The sequence below is a fragment of the Floricoccus tropicus genome, assembly GCF_001832905.1.
GTDB lineage: Bacteria > Bacillota > Bacilli > Lactobacillales > Streptococcaceae > Floricoccus > Floricoccus tropicus.
Genome location: NZ_MKIR01000001.1, coordinates 269,335 through 284,894 on the forward strand (window position 1 = coordinate 269,335; position 15,560 = coordinate 284,894).

Annotated in this window: 16 protein-coding genes; 2 read left to right on the forward strand and 14 right to left on the reverse strand. The window is 32.9% G+C overall.

Going from position 1 to position 15,560, the window contains the following annotated elements; translation table 11 throughout:
* Nucleotides 1-25: 25 nt before the first annotated feature.
* The 5 genes from pbp4 to BG261_RS01340 form a co-directional block, all read right to left on the reverse strand.
* Nucleotides 26-2,038, reverse strand: coding sequence for a penicillin-binding protein PBP4(5) (gene pbp4, locus BG261_RS01320; protein ID WP_070791380.1), 2,013 nt, complete (start codon nt 2,036-2,038; stop codon nt 26-28).
* 125 nt (nt 2,039-2,163) lie between these two features.
* The gene (locus BG261_RS01325; protein WP_070791381.1) at nt 2,164-2,694 is read right to left on the reverse strand and encodes a helix-turn-helix domain-containing protein; all 531 of its coding nucleotides are present in this window, start codon (nt 2,692-2,694) and stop codon (nt 2,164-2,166) included.
* Between the two features lie 61 nt (nt 2,695-2,755).
* Nucleotides 2,756-3,307: a helix-turn-helix domain-containing protein gene (locus BG261_RS01330; RefSeq protein WP_070791382.1), complete on the reverse strand. Its 552-nt coding sequence runs from the start codon at nt 3,305-3,307 to the stop codon at nt 2,756-2,758.
* Nucleotides 3,308-3,331: 24 nt separating this feature from the next.
* Nucleotides 3,332-3,868 (reverse strand): helix-turn-helix domain-containing protein, encoded by a 537-nt coding sequence (locus tag BG261_RS01335; RefSeq protein WP_070791383.1) that lies wholly within the window; start codon nt 3,866-3,868, stop codon nt 3,332-3,334.
* A gap of 52 nt (nt 3,869-3,920) precedes the next feature.
* On the reverse strand, nt 3,921-4,454 hold the full coding sequence (locus tag BG261_RS01340; protein ID WP_070791384.1) for a helix-turn-helix domain-containing protein: 534 nt from the start codon (nt 4,452-4,454) through the stop codon (nt 3,921-3,923).
* A gap of 175 nt (nt 4,455-4,629) precedes the next feature.
* Between BG261_RS01340 and BG261_RS01345 the strand changes: the two genes are divergently transcribed.
* Nucleotides 4,630-4,977 (forward strand): DUF2500 domain-containing protein, encoded by a 348-nt coding sequence (locus tag BG261_RS01345; RefSeq protein ID WP_070791385.1) that lies wholly within the window; start codon nt 4,630-4,632, stop codon nt 4,975-4,977.
* Between the two features lie 114 nt (nt 4,978-5,091).
* Here BG261_RS01345 and sufB read toward each other — a convergent pair whose 3' ends face one another.
* From sufB to BG261_RS01385, 8 genes are all read right to left on the reverse strand, one after another.
* Entirely contained in the window at nt 5,092-6,501 is a 1,410-nt protein-coding gene (gene sufB, locus BG261_RS01350) for a Fe-S cluster assembly protein SufB (RefSeq protein WP_173646036.1), read from the reverse strand.
* 310 nt (nt 6,502-6,811) lie between these two features.
* Nucleotides 6,812-7,276 (reverse strand): Fe-S cluster assembly sulfur transfer protein SufU, encoded by a 465-nt coding sequence (sufU, locus tag BG261_RS01355; RefSeq protein ID WP_070791387.1) that lies wholly within the window; start codon nt 7,274-7,276, stop codon nt 6,812-6,814.
* A complete protein-coding gene (locus BG261_RS01360) occupies nt 7,263-8,492 on the reverse strand; it encodes a cysteine desulfurase (RefSeq protein WP_070791388.1) in 1,230 nt (409 codons plus the stop codon). The genes sufU and BG261_RS01360 overlap by 14 nt, the downstream gene beginning before the upstream one ends.
* Entirely contained in the window at nt 8,489-9,796 is a 1,308-nt protein-coding gene (gene sufD, locus BG261_RS01365) for a Fe-S cluster assembly protein SufD (RefSeq protein ID WP_070791389.1), read from the reverse strand. The genes BG261_RS01360 and sufD overlap by 4 nt, the downstream gene beginning before the upstream one ends.
* Nucleotides 9,797-9,809: 13 nt before the next feature.
* On the reverse strand, nt 9,810-10,583 hold the full coding sequence (gene sufC, locus BG261_RS01370; RefSeq protein WP_070791390.1) for a Fe-S cluster assembly ATPase SufC: 774 nt from the start codon (nt 10,581-10,583) through the stop codon (nt 9,810-9,812).
* Nucleotides 10,584-10,731: 148 nt separating this feature from the next.
* Complete coding sequence (locus tag BG261_RS01375) at nt 10,732-11,856, reverse strand: glycosyltransferase family 4 protein (RefSeq protein ID WP_070791391.1); 1,125 nt, start codon at nt 11,854-11,856, stop codon at nt 10,732-10,734.
* Between the two features lie 91 nt (nt 11,857-11,947).
* The gene (locus BG261_RS01380) at nt 11,948-12,673 is read right to left on the reverse strand and encodes an adaptor protein MecA (RefSeq protein ID WP_070791392.1); all 726 of its coding nucleotides are present in this window, start codon (nt 12,671-12,673) and stop codon (nt 11,948-11,950) included.
* A gap of 58 nt (nt 12,674-12,731) precedes the next feature.
* Complete coding sequence (locus tag BG261_RS01385) at nt 12,732-13,376, reverse strand: HAD family hydrolase (protein WP_070791393.1); 645 nt, start codon at nt 13,374-13,376, stop codon at nt 12,732-12,734.
* An 85-nt stretch (nt 13,377-13,461) separates the two neighbouring features.
* On the opposite strand from BG261_RS01385, the gene BG261_RS01390 reads away from it, so the two are divergent.
* Nucleotides 13,462-14,808, forward strand: coding sequence for an aspartate kinase (locus BG261_RS01390; protein WP_070791394.1), 1,347 nt, complete (start codon nt 13,462-13,464; stop codon nt 14,806-14,808).
* A 75-nt stretch (nt 14,809-14,883) separates the two neighbouring features.
* On the opposite strand, the gene rpoE is transcribed toward BG261_RS01390, so the two are convergent.
* The gene (gene rpoE / locus BG261_RS01395; RefSeq protein WP_070791395.1) at nt 14,884-15,462 is read right to left on the reverse strand and encodes a DNA-directed RNA polymerase subunit delta; all 579 of its coding nucleotides are present in this window, start codon (nt 15,460-15,462) and stop codon (nt 14,884-14,886) included.
* Nucleotides 15,463-15,560 lie beyond the last annotated feature (98 nt).

Genomic DNA, 15,560 nt, shown 5'->3' on the forward strand with positions numbered 1-15,560 from the left:
CTAATTACTTTAGCTATAATTCTTTTTATTTAATATTTTCATGAAGATAATTTAAAAGATTATCTGCTGTGCTTATTGCTGTTATACCATTATTACTGCCTTCAAAAAGAGTTACTACAAGATATTTTTGATTTTGTGCATCATAAGCTAGAAGAAAACTATTTTCTTTTCCCTTCTCATCTTGCTTCATTTTAATCTCAGCTGTACCTGTCTTTGCTGCAATTGGAAAACCAAGATCATTTAAGCGATATCCGAAAGCAGTTGGATCAGTTACAACATCCTGTAAATCTTGATTAATGATAGAAATTGATTTAGCACTTGCCACATCCTTTTTTGTTTTCACTTGTGTATCAAGTAATAGTTTTGGATAAACTAAGGTTCCCTCGTTTGGAAAAATAGAATACATTGTAGCTTGTTCAATTGGACTTATTAATAACTGTCCTTGACCGTAAGCAGTATCAGCAAGAAGAATATCTGAATCAAATTTTTTCTCATTTGAAATTTGAGCTGGTTTCATTGCAATCGGTAAGTCGAGCTCTTCACCAAATATAAATTTGTTAAGTCCTGCCCTAAATTTATCTTCTCCCATCTTCAAACCGGCTTGAGCAAAGTAAATATTATCTGAATACATATATGCTTGTTTAAGATTTACAGGATCATGTTCCTGCACCCTTGTTACTTGATATGATCCCCACGAATCATCTTTCTGCCACTTAAGTCCACTAATACTTATATCTTCATTTGGATCGATAGTTCCATTATCAAGTCCCACTACACCAGTTATTGTTTTAAAAGTAGAGCCAGGTGCGTATCTTGTAGCAAAACGACTAATAAAAGGTAAATTTTCATCATCAGCATATGTTTTATATTCTTCACTTGAAATACCTGTAGCAAATTTATTTGGATCAAAGCTTGGTGAACTAACAAGTGCTAATAAATCACCGGTTTTTGGTTCAGAGACAACAGATGAACCCGGATTATTATCTAATGTTTTATATGCAACATCTTGTACTCTAGAATCAATCGTTAATTTTATATCTTGACCATTTTCTTTATTGCTCTCAATTAAAGTTTCTTTTTCTTCATCATTCTCATCTAAAATCTGAATTTTCCCACCATCTTTTCCACGAAGCTCTCTGTCATAAGTCATTTCAAGACCAGTACGGCCAATAACACCTTCTGAACTTAATGAAGGATTCTTATCTATATCTTCCTTAGTAATCTGTCCAACATAACCTATCAGCTGCGCTGCAGCTTCTTTTAAAGGATAGTAACGCCCGTTTACTTTAGTTATCGTAGCTCCTTTAGGCAGTTCAGATGGCTCCACAGAATATGTTTTCAAAGGCACAAAATATTGAGGTTGAACCCAGGACTGACTAATTGCACTCTCAATATTTTTTACAGGAATATCATATTTACTAGAAATTTCTGCAATCCTTTTGTTCTTCTCTTCACCGTCTCCTAAAGCTTCCGGGACAACTCCTAATTGATATAAAGTGCTATTTACTGCTAAAGGTTGATTATTGCGATCATAAATCGTTCCACGTTCTGCTTCTTTTACAGAAACCGAAACCTTATCTTTACCTGACATTTTGGGGAATATAAGAGAAGGTGTCCAATTTATTTTAGCATTTTTACCATCCATAAATGTTACTTGACCTGAATATTTAAGGTCTTTAAGTTGACCTAATGAGGTGTTCATATTTAAAGTATAAGTAAATTTATCTTTATTTTTTCCATCGAATTTCAAATTAGATAACTTAACATTACTTGCTGTGATTCCACCATAAACATTTTTATATTTTTCAATAACCTCATCAGTAGAAAAATCAATTTTTTTCAAACTATCCTTATCCAGAATTACTGATAGATCTTCAAAATCTTGTTCATTTAAAATACTAACAAATTTATTAATAACGTCTTCTCTTGCATTTTGTGCCTTAACTTCACGCTGATGTTGATAAAATAAATAACCACCAACAGCCAGTACAACAATAGCAATACCCGAAGCTATTGCTAAACTCTTTTTATTTTTCATTTGAATCTCCTCTTATGATAACAATAAGGTAATTATAACACCTTTAGTACATATCATATAGCATTATTAAATTAATAAAGGAAACAAACTCACTGTAATATGAGGAAATTTATTTGATTATGTCTTTAGTTCTTAAGTCTAAACAATGTTTCTGAATCATTGAGTATTTTAATTTTATAGGAGTTAACAATATCTTTTTCTAACTTCTTTATTACCTTCTCATCTTTAGTTGAGGAGTTCTTTTTTAGTACTCTGAAAAGAACTGAACCTTCATACTCAAACACAGGAAAAATAAAATCATTACGAACATATTTGTCCTCAAAATCAATTGACGTTTTAATTTTTTGAATAAGCTCTTTAAAGTCACCCTCTAAAATAAACTCATCTTCCTGCTCCCTAACTTTCTGGCGTAATTCACTAATATTAGTCGCATGATAAAGTTTACCACTGTCTCGAATAGCTAGCAAGTTATCTAAAACTTGACCAGCAGTTGCTCCAATTCCTTTTCCTATAGCAATCAAGGTCTTGGCTGTATAAGTCTCTGGATCACGTTTTGATGCCTTGGAAAGAGTCTGCTCAGAAATATTTGCCCTTTTAGCTACTTCATATCGATTGGTATTATTATCTTTCAAATAAATATCCAAAACATTTTTCAAAGCCTCTCTCCTCTCTCAAAAGCATTTCATTTTCTTGTTTTTATTAATTTTCATTTAAAAATTAATAATCTAGTTGTCTAAGTCTAAAAAATAGTTGATTTTTATTTAGAATTTTAATCATATAAAGATATAGAATTTTCTCCTGTAGAATCATTGATTGTATCATACCTTCGGTAGGAGAAAATACTTTTAATATCATGCCAAGTTCTTGGCTATTTGTTAGGAACGTCTTTCTTCTTGGATAAACATTATTGTAATATGAGTCATACTTTTTTTCAAAGTTTTCTATCTTACTTGGTGAGTTGAACAAATCTGAAAAATCACCTTCTAGAATAAACTCGTCCTCTTGTTCTTTAACCTTCTGTTTGAGTTCATCAATTGATTTTACATGATAAAAAATATCAGTATCGCGAATCTCTAACATACGATCAAGAGCTATTCCAGGTGCAACTGCCATTTCTTTAGCAATAGCAACAATAGTATCAGCTGAATAACTTTCTGGATCAGTTTTTCCTATTTCAGCCAGTGATTTTTTACTAACATTCAGTCTTTCCATTAGCTGACTTCTGTCTTTTCCATTTTCCTTTAAGTAAATATCAAGTACATTTTTCATGATTTCTTATACCTGTTTCAAAATTTAATAGTCCAGAATCTTATTTCTGAATAAAGTTTGATGATCATTCAAAATCTTCATTTTATAATTATCAAGTATTTTTTGTTCTAATTTTTGCATCTCTTTATCGTCTTTACTTGTAAGTTTTTTTAAGAACTGATATAAAAATGAATTTCCAGTACCATAACCAGGGTATATAGGATTTCCTCTAACAGCTCTATCTTCAAAATCCATAATGTTTTTTGTTTTATTAACAAATTGTGTGAAGTTACCATCTAAAACAAATTCATCTTCCTGTTCATCAATTTTTTTAATAAATTCATCCATAGTTGTAGCATGATAAAGCATATCACTATCCTGAATTACAAGCATTCGATCAAGTATTTGTCCAGGAGTTACACCAACTTCTTGAGATATTGCCACCAAAATATCTGCTGAATAGTTCTCTGGATCTTTTCTAGTTAATTTCTTTAATTCCCTTTCAGAAATATTGCTTTTTTTAGCTAACTGAACACGATTGATTCCATTTTCTTTTAAGTAAATATCAAGTACATTTTTCATAGTTTATTATACCCTTTTTATCTCACATTTTTTATTTGCCAAAAAATATTGTTTAATAGTCAAGTTGCCTTAATCTAAATAAGCTTTCTTTTTTATTAAGAATTTTTATATTATAAAGTTTAGATATCTTTTGTTGAAGATTTTTTGACTCTTTTTCTCTACTCATATTATTTTTAAATCTATGAAGTACAAATGCAGCAAAATCTCCCCATCCGTTTGAACCATAATTAAAACCTAAAGTTTCTCTTTCTGATAAGGTACTTGCTTTAATCTTCTTAACAAAATCATAGAAATCACCTTCCAAAACAAATTCATCTTCTTGTTCATCTACTTTTTGTTTAAGTTCCTCAAAGTTTGTAGCATGATAAAGCATATCACTATCCCGAATTACAAGCATTCGATCAAGTATTTGTCCAGGAGTTGCACCAACTTCTTCAGATATTGCTACTACAATATCTGCTGAGTAATCTTCTGGATCTCTTTTTGATGTCTTGGCTAAAGCTTTTTCAGAAATATTAGTTTTTCCTACTAGCTGAGTGCGATTAGTACCATTTTCCTTCAAATAAATATCTAATACGTTTTTCATGATTTTCCTCATCCTTCATTAATATTACTAAACTATGGTTTAGTATTTTACTCAATTACAGTTTAGTACTTAATTATTTTTTTGTCAATTAATATATTAAAAATATTTTTCTAGGTTTTAATGATATAATTAGATTAAATAAAAATTCTATTTTTTAAGAAAGGACAATAAGGCTATGGTTAATCAAGGAGTTTCTAGTGGGAATGAAACAACTATTATTGTAGTTCTATTCTTTTTTGCAATTGTTTCTTTTATGTTTATCCGAAGTTTTATGAGATGGAGTAAGAATAACAATTTACCACAAGTCAATACTAGAGCGCGTGTAGTAGCTAAACGAACCGATGTTAATAACTTCAATAAGCCTCTTACAACAACAAACTATTTTGTGATTTTTGAAGTTGATAGTAATGAGCGGATTGAATTTAATATTCTAGGAAGTGATTATGGTATGGTTGCTGAAGGTGATGTTGGAACGCTTGAATATCAAGGTACTATATTTTTAGATTTTAAGAGAGAAAATTGAATATAAAATAAAAAACGAGCATGAAAACTCGTTTTTTGCTACCATTTTACTACCTTTACAAAAAATAAAAAAACCAAACCCATAAAGGCTTGGTATATAAAGACTTATTAACAATTACCCAACAGAACCTTCCATTTCATACGAAATCAAGCGGTTTAACTCAACTGCGTATTCCATAGGTAGTTCTTTTGTGAATGGTTCTACGAATCCCATAACGATCATTTCTGTTGCTTCACTTTCTGACAAGCCACGGCTCATTAGGTAGTAAAGTTGTTCTTCTGAGATTTTTGATACTTTTGCTTCGTGTTCCAATGCTACTTGGCTGTTGTGGATTTCATTAAATGGTACTGTATCTGATTTAGAGATATCGTCCATAATGATTGTGTCACATTCAATATGAGAATTTGATTTCTTACTATCTTTGTTGAAAGTAACTTGTCCACGGTAGTTAACTTCCCCACCACCTCTAGAAATTGATTTTGAAACAATTGAACTAGATGTATGAGGAGCATTGTGAATCATTTTAGCACCTGTATCTTGAATTTGACCAGTGTTAGCAAAGGCAATAGAAAGCATTGTCCCACGCGCACCAGGTCCGTCAAGGAATACTGCTGGGTACTTCATAGTTTTCTTGGCACCAAGGTTACCATCGATCCACTCTACTGTCGCGTTATCAAGAGCTCTAGCACGTTTAGTTACTAGGTTGAACACGTTGTCAGACCAGTTTTGGATAGTAGAGTAACGTACATAAGCACCTTCTAGGGCAAAAATTTCTACTACTGCGGCGTGTAAACTGTTTGATGAGTAGGTTGGAGCTGTACATCCTTCAACGTAGTGAACGCTTGCGCCTTCATCAACTACAATTAAAGTACGTTCAAACTGACCAGTATTTTCATTGTTAATACGGAAGTATGTTTGAAGAGGAATATCTACTTTCACACCTTTAGGTACATAAATAAATGTTCCACCTGACCAAACGGCAGAGTTTAGAGCCGCAAGTTTATTATCAGTTGGAGGTACTAATTTAGCGAAATATTTTTTGAAAATTTCAGGGTACTCTTTTAAGGCAGAGTCAGTATCAGTAAATACAATTCCAAGCTTAGTGAATTCGTCTTTCATGTTATGATAAACTACTTCACTCTCATATTGTGCGCTTGCACCCGCAAGATAAGCACGTTCAGCTTCTGGAATACCAATTTTTTCAAAAGTTTCTTTGATTTTTTCTGGTACATCATCCCAGTCACGGGCAGGTTTATCAGATGCTTTTTGATAGTAAATAATATCATCAAAATCTACATCATCAAGACTTGGCCCCCAAGTTGGTAAATCCATTTTTCTAAATGCTTGATATGATTTAAGACGGAAATCAAGCATCCATTCTGGTTCATTCTTTTCAGCTGAGATTTGACGAACTATTTCTTCAGTAAGTCCCTTCCCTGTTGAGTATACAGGTGTTACATCATCATGAAATCCGAATTTATATTCTTCGAGTTCAATTGGTTTTGGTGTTACTTTATCACTCACAAGATTCTCCTTTTCTAGAATAATTTAAAGCATATATTCCTTAAATTATTTCTTATTACTAGGTTGTAGTTACTTTGACAAATTATCAAGCAACTTTGGTGCTTACAACACCTTTTATTCAAGGTTTCAGCAACTAATACTGAGATTTCCATTGTTCCCAAGTATTAAGCAGTCGCTTCAACACCTTATCTACGGGCTACAATCACTAAACTTTCTTATACTACTTCACATCTGGCCCGCAAAAACTTTGCGAGTTAATGTACAAAATGTTCAGATGTATAGAAAGTTTGAACAGTGATTTTCGCACCTTTTATTTATGTTCTTCCAGGTTAACAGCTATTCCTTCATTTCCTGATTCTAAGGCTTTTTTTAGGGCGTTCCATGAAAGAGTTGCACATTTAATTCTTTGTGGGAATTTTGCTACTCCTGCTAGGAACTTTGCTTCTCCTAATTTTTCTTGGTCAGGGTCTTCAACACCTTGAACCATCTCAGAGAAAATTTCTGCTAATTGGTATGCTTCTTTTTTTGTTTTTCCAATAACTGCATCTGTCATCATACTTGCACTTGATGTTGAAATACTACATCCAGAGCCATCAAAAGCGATATCTGAAATTGTATCACCATCAAAAGCAACTGAAAGTTTGATAACATCCCCACAAGTAGGGTTATTCATGTCGATTTGAGTAGCTATATCAAGACTTCCACGATGATGCGGATGATTTGAATGATCTAAAATCACCGCACGATACAAGTTATCAAGTCTAGAGAGTGCCATTGAAAAACTCCTTTGTCTTAATTAATGCATCAACTAATTTATCACAATCTTCCTTCGTATTGTAGAAATAGAAGCTTGCTCGAGCAGTAGCAGGAACATCTAAATACTCAATTAATGGTTGAGCACAATGGTGTCCTGCACGTACTGCTACTCCTTCCATATCCATTGCAGTTGCAACATCATGTGGATGAAGATTGTCTAGATTAAATGAAATTACTCCACTTCTTTTAGAAACATCGTCTGGGCCATAAATAACTAGTCCTTCAATCTCCTTAAGTTTAGGCATCACATAATTAACAAGTTCTGTTTCATAAGCATGAATTTCATCCATACCTAGTTCTTCCAGATAGTCAACTGCTGCACCTAAACCAATTGCTCCTGCAATGTTTGGAGTACCTGCTTCAAATTTCCAAGGAAGTTCTTTCCAGGTTGCTGATTGCTCGTATACGAAATCAATCATTTCTCCACCGAATTCAATTGGATTCATATCGTTAAGGTATTTCTCCTTACCATAAAGAACTCCAATTCCAGTAGGACCAACCATTTTATGACCTGAAAGAGTGAAGAAATCACAATTTAAGTCTTGAACATCTATTTTCATATGTGGTGTCGATTGAGCACCATCAACCACCATTATTGCTCCATGTTCATGGGCAATTTCTGCAATCTCTTTAACTCGATTTACAACACCTAATACATTTGATGCATGTGTAATTGATACAAATCTTGTTTTATCTGTAATTGCTTGCTTAAGTCCTTGCATATCAAGTTCTTGGTTTTCATTAAGATAGACAAATTTCAAGACTGCTCCTGTTTTTGCAGCTGCTTGTTGCCAAGGAATAATATTAGAATGGTGTTCCATGATTGAAATAACAATCTCTTCGCCCTCTTTTAATATTTGTTCAGCATACTTTGCAACCCAGTTTAAACCTGTAGTTGTACCACGAGTAAACAAGACTTCTTTTGTCGAACTTGCATTTATAAATTTTCTGAGCTTTTCACGTGATCCCTCATAATCGTGAGTTGCACGTTCTGCTAATGTATGCACCCCACGGTGAACATTAGCATTGTCATGCTCATAGTAATATCTAATTGTATCAAGAACTGCTGTAGGCTTTTGCGTAGTAGCAGCATTATCAAGATAGACTAGATGCTCATCATTAACGATTTGATCCAAAATGGGAAAATCCTTGCGAATTTTTTTGGCATCAATCATTTAGTGTCCAACTTTCTATCGATTACGTCAAACATTTCATCACGAACTGATTTCACCGGAACTTCAACGATAACGTTTCCTAGGAATCCACGGACAACTAGGCGTTCAGCTGTTTCAATATCCAGTCCACGACTCATTAGATAGTATAAATCTTCAGGATCGACTTGACCAATAGATGCAGCGTGTCCTGCTGTTACGTCATTTTCATCAATTAAAAGGATTGGATTTGCATCACTACGAGCTTTATCTGAAAGCATTAGAACGCGACTTTCTTGTTGTGCATCTGCACCTTTTGCTCCACGGATAATGTGACCAATACCGTTAAATGTAAGAGTACCAGCTTCAAGAATTACACCATGTTGAAGGATGTGACCAACTGAATTTTTACCGAAGTTAGTTACTCGAGTATCAACACCTTGTATTTGCTTACCTGATGAAAGACCTACTGCTTTAATTTCCGCATGGCTACCGTCACCAACTAAATCGCTATCAAAGTCAGCGATAACGTTACCTTGGTTCATAACTGCAATTGCCCAGTCAATAGAAGCATCTTTCAACAGATGTCCACGACGACTGATATAAGTTGAAACATTTTTTCCAAGTTGATCAATTGCTGAAAACTTAACTTGTGCTCCATCCTTTGCAATAACTTCAACGATAATATTTGCAGGAATCTTATCATCATTCTCTAAAGATTGGAAACGTTCAAGATAAGAAAACTGACTGTTTGCTTCAGCCACTATTAAAACATGGTGATAATATATTTTGTTGATTCCAGCTTGATAGAAAAGTGATTCAATTGGCTCTTCAATAATTACATTCTTCGGTACATATAAGAATGCTCCACCATTTAAAAATGCAGTATGAGCTGCTGCTAACTTATCTTCGTCAGACTTAACAGCTGTCATGAAATACTTTTCAACTAGCTCGGGATATTTTTGCATTGCTGTAAAAATATCGGTAAAAATCACACCTTGTTCAGCTAAGTGTTCAGGTAAATATTCACTGTTTGTTCCATCATCAAACTGAACTAAACGAGGATTAGTAACTTCCTCATTTTCTATTAATCCAATTGATTTTGCATCTTTATCACTTGGAAAAATTGAAACTGGACCAGCAGATGTAGGCCCCTCTGTTGGAAGTAATGGCCAACGTTCATAACGAACACGTTCAATTTTTGGTAATTCTAATTCATCAGCTTTTTCAAGTGCATCTAGACGTTTTTCAAGCATCCAAGCTGGTTCATTTTTCTCAGCAGAGAATTTCTTAACTGATTCAAGATAATTTAGTAATTTTTTCTCCATTATCTTAGCCTCCTTAAGCTTCTTCTTCTTTATATTCAATACCTAATTCTTTAGAAATTCCAGCATAACCTTCAGCTTCAAGACGACGAGCTAAATCAGCATCACCAGTCATTACAACACGGCCATCCATCATGATATGAACAACATCTGGAGTGATATAGTTAAGTAGACGTTGGTAGTGAGTAATGATTAAAGCACCAAAGTTTTCACCACGCATAGCATTGATTCCTTTTGATACAACTTTAAGGGCATCAATATCAAGACCTGAGTCAATTTCATCAAGAATTGCAAATGTAGGTTCTAACATTAATAATTGAAGAATTTCATTACGTTTCTTTTCTCCACCAGAGAAGCCTTCATTTAAGTAACGTTCAGCCATATCTTCATGCATATTAAGTAAAGACATTTTTTCATCTAATTTTGTAATAAAGTCCATAACTGAAATCTTATCATCTTCATCACGACGTGCATTCATTGCTGCACGCATAAATTCTGCATTTGTAATACCAGGAATTTCTGATGGGTATTGCATAGCGAGGAATAATCCAAGGCGAGCACGTTCGTCAACTTCCATTTCAAGAATATTCTCACCATCAAGCAAGATTTCCCCTTGAGTTACTTCATAATTAGGGTTCCCCATAATTGCTGCTGAAAGTGTTGATTTACCTGTTCCGTTTGGTCCCATGATTGCATGGATTTCATCTGTATTGATTGTTAAATCTACACCTTTAAGGATTTCTTTATCCTCAATACTAACGTGTAAATCTTTAATTTCTAAAACTGACATAAACTTTCCTCTCCTTTGTTTATTAAACAAATTTCTTATTAAAATGATTTATGAAACCACTACCACCATTATAAATAAAAAAAGACAGACTTTCAAAAAATCTGTCTAAACTATCTTACATTTTGCGTTCTTTAGCTGTATTTTCTATTTATTTTTTTGAATTTCCAATTTTTGCAAACATTTTCAGTAATGGCTGACGATCTTTGCCCCAAATACCAACAGTTTCTAAAAAAAGTTCCAATCCAAAAATACTAGCAATTATGAGCATTGTTCCTCCAACTCTACCAGAAAAATTTAATATAATTGATATCAGTGAAAAAATTAATGCAATTCCATAAATAACCAAAACAGCTGCTCTATGACTAAGACCTAAGCTTAACAATCTGTGGTGTAGATGCATCTTATCAGCAACTGAAACTTTTTGATTGTTCAATTTTCTTCTGATTATTGCAACTAAAGTATCTGTTACAGGAACTCCTAAAATAAGCATTGGGGTTAACACAGCAACTGCCGTTGCATTTTTCAATCCCTGCAAACTGAGAACTGAAATCATAAAGCCTAAATATAGTGCTCCTGTATCGCCTAAGTATATTTTTGCCGGGAAAAAATTATATGGTAGAAATCCAATTATTGCTGCACATAAAACGAAAATTGTAATTGGTAAAAAAACATTAACAGTACCAAGGAACAAATAAGAAACTATTCCCATTGTAAATAGACTAATTAATGAAACTCCACTAGCTAGACCATCTAGTCCATCTATTATATTAACTGCATTTGTAATGGAGATTATCCAGATTACAGTCAAAACAAGAGATAGCCATGGGGGGAAGTTAAGAATTGGACCACCAAATGGAATCTTGAAATTATCAAATCGGAATTTAGAAAATCCCCAAATAGTGACTGCTGCAATTATCATACCAAACATTTTCCATTTAGGAGATAACTCTTTAATATCATCAATTAATCCCGTTATTATAATGATAATACTTGATAAAACTAAAGGTAGGACATAATCAAAATAATTTAAAAAACCTTTTGATGTCTTCGTATCACCAACTATGTATGTTAAAAATACTAATGCAGAGAGAGTGAATGAAAAGAAGATGGCAAGACCACCTGCGCTAGGCATATCAACTTTGTTAATTCTGCGCGCATTTGGTTTATCCACAGCTCCAATTTTTTTGACCAGTCTAATTACAACTGGCGTTATAATGAAACTGAAAGTAGCCGTTATTAGCAATACTATCAGATATTTTATTACAAATGGCATATTTATCTCGAATCTAAATTTATCTCGTTTATTATAATCTAATATCTATTATAACAAAAAACTGGCAAGTTTCCTTACCAATTATGAATTTTTACATTTGACGTAATATATCAAGTGCATCATACTCAATCAATGATTGACCATACTCTGTAAGTGTTTCCCTCGTTACTCGCTCATCTTGTCCAAATTCTAACATTTGAGAATGTATGCTTTTAACAAGTTTTGGTCCCATCAATTTTTGATTTTGAAGAATAGTCATATAATATTTATCTAAATATTTATAAAGTTCACTTTCCTCTACACTCTGATTAATATTTTTAGCCATATTTACAGCATCATCAATATTTCTAAATTTTAATGTGAAGTAAGTATATTCTGGAAGTTCTTTTTCTTCATCTTCTTCCATGGGAATATCATCTAAATCACTTTCATTAATTCCACCAAATAACATCTCAGCTGCTTTATTCAAATCTACATTTTCAGGTAAGTCACCATTCTCTGCTCTTGATTTAATCATGTTTTCTAGTGCCTTAGTAAATTCCTCTGGATCAGAAGGTAAATCTAAATCTTCCATATTTACTTTTTCACCACGAACCATTAAATCAATTCCTTTTGAATTTGGTCTAACTTGAAAGCTAACAACATCACTTTCAATAAACTTATCTGAAATATCTAATTCGCTTGAAATATCATAAAATAATTCTTCAACTGCATCTTGGTTTGTTAAAAATTCTGATAAATTGATACCACGATCTCGTAGATCATCAAAAGTCATTTTTATTTTTATTGTATTTTCATTTATGTTTTCTAATTCCATAATGACCTCGCTTGCTTTTTTTGATTAGGGGTATTATACATATTATAACATATTTTATCTATACTAGTCTTGATATGGCTTCTGATAAACCACTTACTTTCAGAGTGGCTTTTGACTGATTCATACCAAATCTTGTATCTTCTATTGCCCATACATCAGATCCTGAATTAACTCCTGCTTCAATACCTTTTTCACTATCTTCGATGATTAAAGCCTCTTGTGGATCTACGTCTAATTTATTGATAGCTGAAATGTAAATTTCAGGATTTGGTTTAGTCTCTTTAAAATCTTCACCACTTAAAATTACAGTGAAATATTTTCTAAGATTATTTTCTTCAAGCATTAAATCTATATCATGATTTGTTGAGCTTGAAGCTAAAGCTAATTTATAACCAATTTTTTTCAAGGTATTTAGCACTTCATCTACATTATCAAATAATAATTCCTTGTATGGTAAAGGATTATTTTTCTTGTGCTCTATGTAATCTTTTTGAAGTTTTTCAATATCCCATTTATCATATTCATCTCCAAGTATCTTTGGCCAAATTCCTTTCATATTGCCCCCAATAAAAAAGCTAGGTTTAAGATGGTCAATACTGATACCTTGAGAATTCATAAAATCTTGTCGGCGATTATAATAAAATTGTTCTGTATCTACTAGGACTCCGTCCATATCAAAAATAATTGCTTTATATTTATTCATAATTAAATATTATAGCATAAAATTCACTTGAAAATATTCTGAATTTTGTTATAATTTTCCTAATACATTTTTATTTGGAGGAATTATGAAGGTAGTTAAATTTGGAGGTTCTTCGGTTGCCAGTGCCCCACAAATTGATAAGGTTTTTAATATTATCAAAAGTGATCCTAATCGTAAGTTTGTCGTGGTGAGTGCACCGGGAAAAAGATTTGCAGAGGATACTAAAGTAACTGATGCTCTTATAGCTTATTACAATGCTGTAAAAAATAAGGGGGATGTTGAAACAAGCCAAAACTGGCTTATTGACCGCTACTCTGAAATAACTACTGATTTAAATTTATCAGATAAAATAATTGAAGAAATAAAAAACAACATCTTATCTCTTGCTGAATTAGATGTAGATAATGATGTTTTTGCTTATGATTCTTTTCTTGCTGCAGGGGAAAATAATAATGCTATACTCATAGCTGAATATTTTGATAATCAAGGTTTGAAAGCCCAATATATTAATCCTAAGAAAGCTGGTATTTTTGTTACCGAAGAGCCTGGTGATGCTCGTTTGCTTGATGAGAGCAATAAAAAGATTAATGAATTAAACGACCTTGATGGTGTCCTTGTAATTCCAGGTTTTTTTGGAATTACTGAAAAAGGAAAAATTTGTACTTTCTCTCGTGGAGGAAGTGATATAACAGGTAGTATTATTGCAGCAGGTACTAATGCTGATATTTATGAGAACTTCACTGATGTTGATGGTATTTTTGTTGCTCATCCTGGAATAATTGAAAATCCTGAGTCTATTTCAGAAGTAACCTACAAAGAAATGCGAGAGCTTTCATATGCAGGTTTTTCAGTCTTACATGATGAAGCACTTGTCCCTGCAAGACTAGCAGGTGTACCTATTGTAATTAAAAATACCAATAATCCAAATCATCCAGGTACAAAAATCACTACCGAAAGAAAAGATAACTCTAGACCCGTAATTGGAATTGCAGCTGAAAGTAATTTTGCAAGTATTAATATATCAAAATATTTAATGAATAGAGAAGTTGGTTTTGGACGTAAAGTCTTACAGAGTCTCGAAGATAACAATATTCGTTTCGAGCATATGCCAACTGGTATTGATGATTTGTCAGTAATTATTCGTTCACGTTTTTTGACTGCTGAACTTGAGGAAAAAGTACTAACTGAACTACAAGAAGCTTTGAATCCAGATGAACTTCATCTGGAAAAGGATTTGTCTGTAATCGTTATCGTTGGTGAAGGAATGAAGGAACATATTGGTGTTACCTCAACAGCAACTCGTGCATTATCAGATGCAGGAATTAACTTGGAAATGCTCAGCCAAGGTTCAAGTGAGGTTTCAGTAATGTTTGTAGTAAAAGGTGATCAAGAAAAAGAAGCAATAACCGCTTTATATGATGCATTTTTCTAATCATTGAACTTTTAAAAACTACATCTCTATATAAAAAGAACTAGATCCCAAATTGGGATTTAGTTCTTTTTTTGTTTATTTAACTTCTTCGTCATTTTCGAAATCGTCTTCATCATCTTCATCATCTTCATCATCTTCATCAATGTCGACTTCTTCGTTATCATCATCAATAACAACTTCTGCTAACTCAGAATCATAAGCTTCCACTTCACTCTTTTCGTCATCTGGGTTTTCATCATCATAGTTGTCATCATCAGTATATTCATCATCTTCAGGATCATCATCGGAATAATCAATGGCGTCATCAAGATCAGCAAATGCATTAACTTTCTTGCGTTTTTTCTTGGGACGATCTTCATCATCAACTTCATCAAGAGCAATGATTTCTTCATTAATTTCATCAATTGCATACCAAGCTCTTAGTGCCCATACATTTCCACCGAGTGGAATAAAGCTTCCATCAGTATTCAAATCAGTATAGAATGTTGAAAGATTAGCTCTAATATCCGCATCACTTCTTTCAAGATAATCTTGAATAGCGTTGACAAGAACAGAGAATTCCATTTCTTTTCCATTTTGTTCAAGCATAGCATGAGCAACTTCAATCATAGAAAGTTCATCTTTGTTTTGTCCTTCAAATACTTCAATTTTCAAATTTATTTCCCCTACAATTTTTAATTATCGTACTTATGAAAATATATAAATCAATAGTTTTATAATTCGTATATCATTCAAAAGAGGCTAGGAATTCC

What these genes read in the sequence shown, in the direction of transcription:
- pbp4 (WP_070791380.1), bottom strand. Translation starts at nt 2,038, where the DNA reads ATGAAAAATAAAAAGAGTTTAGCAATAGCTTCGGGTATTGCTATTGTT.
- BG261_RS01330 (WP_070791382.1), bottom strand. Translation starts at nt 3,307, where the DNA reads ATGAAAAATGTACTTGATATTTACTTAAAGGAAAATGGAAAAGACAGA.
- BG261_RS01335 (WP_070791383.1), bottom strand. Translation starts at nt 3,868, where the DNA reads ATGAAAAATGTACTTGATATTTACTTAAAAGAAAATGGAATCAATCGT.
- BG261_RS01340 (WP_070791384.1), bottom strand. Translation starts at nt 4,454, where the DNA reads ATGAAAAACGTATTAGATATTTATTTGAAGGAAAATGGTACTAATCGC.
- BG261_RS01345 (WP_070791385.1), top strand. Translation starts at nt 4,630, where the DNA reads ATGGTTAATCAAGGAGTTTCTAGTGGGAATGAAACAACTATTATTGTA.
- sufU (WP_070791387.1), bottom strand. Translation starts at nt 7,276, where the DNA reads ATGGCACTCTCTAGACTTGATAACTTGTATCGTGCGGTGATTTTAGAT.
- BG261_RS01360 (WP_070791388.1), bottom strand. Translation starts at nt 8,492, where the DNA reads ATGATTGATGCCAAAAAAATTCGCAAGGATTTTCCCATTTTGGATCAA.
- sufD (WP_070791389.1), bottom strand. Translation starts at nt 9,796, where the DNA reads ATGGAGAAAAAATTACTAAATTATCTTGAATCAGTTAAGAAATTCTCT.
- sufC (WP_070791390.1), bottom strand. Translation starts at nt 10,583, where the DNA reads ATGTCAGTTTTAGAAATTAAAGATTTACACGTTAGTATTGAGGATAAA.
- BG261_RS01375 (WP_070791391.1), bottom strand. Translation starts at nt 11,856, where the DNA reads ATGCCATTTGTAATAAAATATCTGATAGTATTGCTAATAACGGCTACT.
- BG261_RS01380 (WP_070791392.1), bottom strand. Translation starts at nt 12,673, where the DNA reads ATGGAATTAGAAAACATAAATGAAAATACAATAAAAATAAAAATGACT.
- BG261_RS01385 (WP_070791393.1), bottom strand. Translation starts at nt 13,376, where the DNA reads ATGAATAAATATAAAGCAATTATTTTTGATATGGACGGAGTCCTAGTA.
- BG261_RS01390 (WP_070791394.1), top strand. Translation starts at nt 13,462, where the DNA reads ATGAAGGTAGTTAAATTTGGAGGTTCTTCGGTTGCCAGTGCCCCACAA.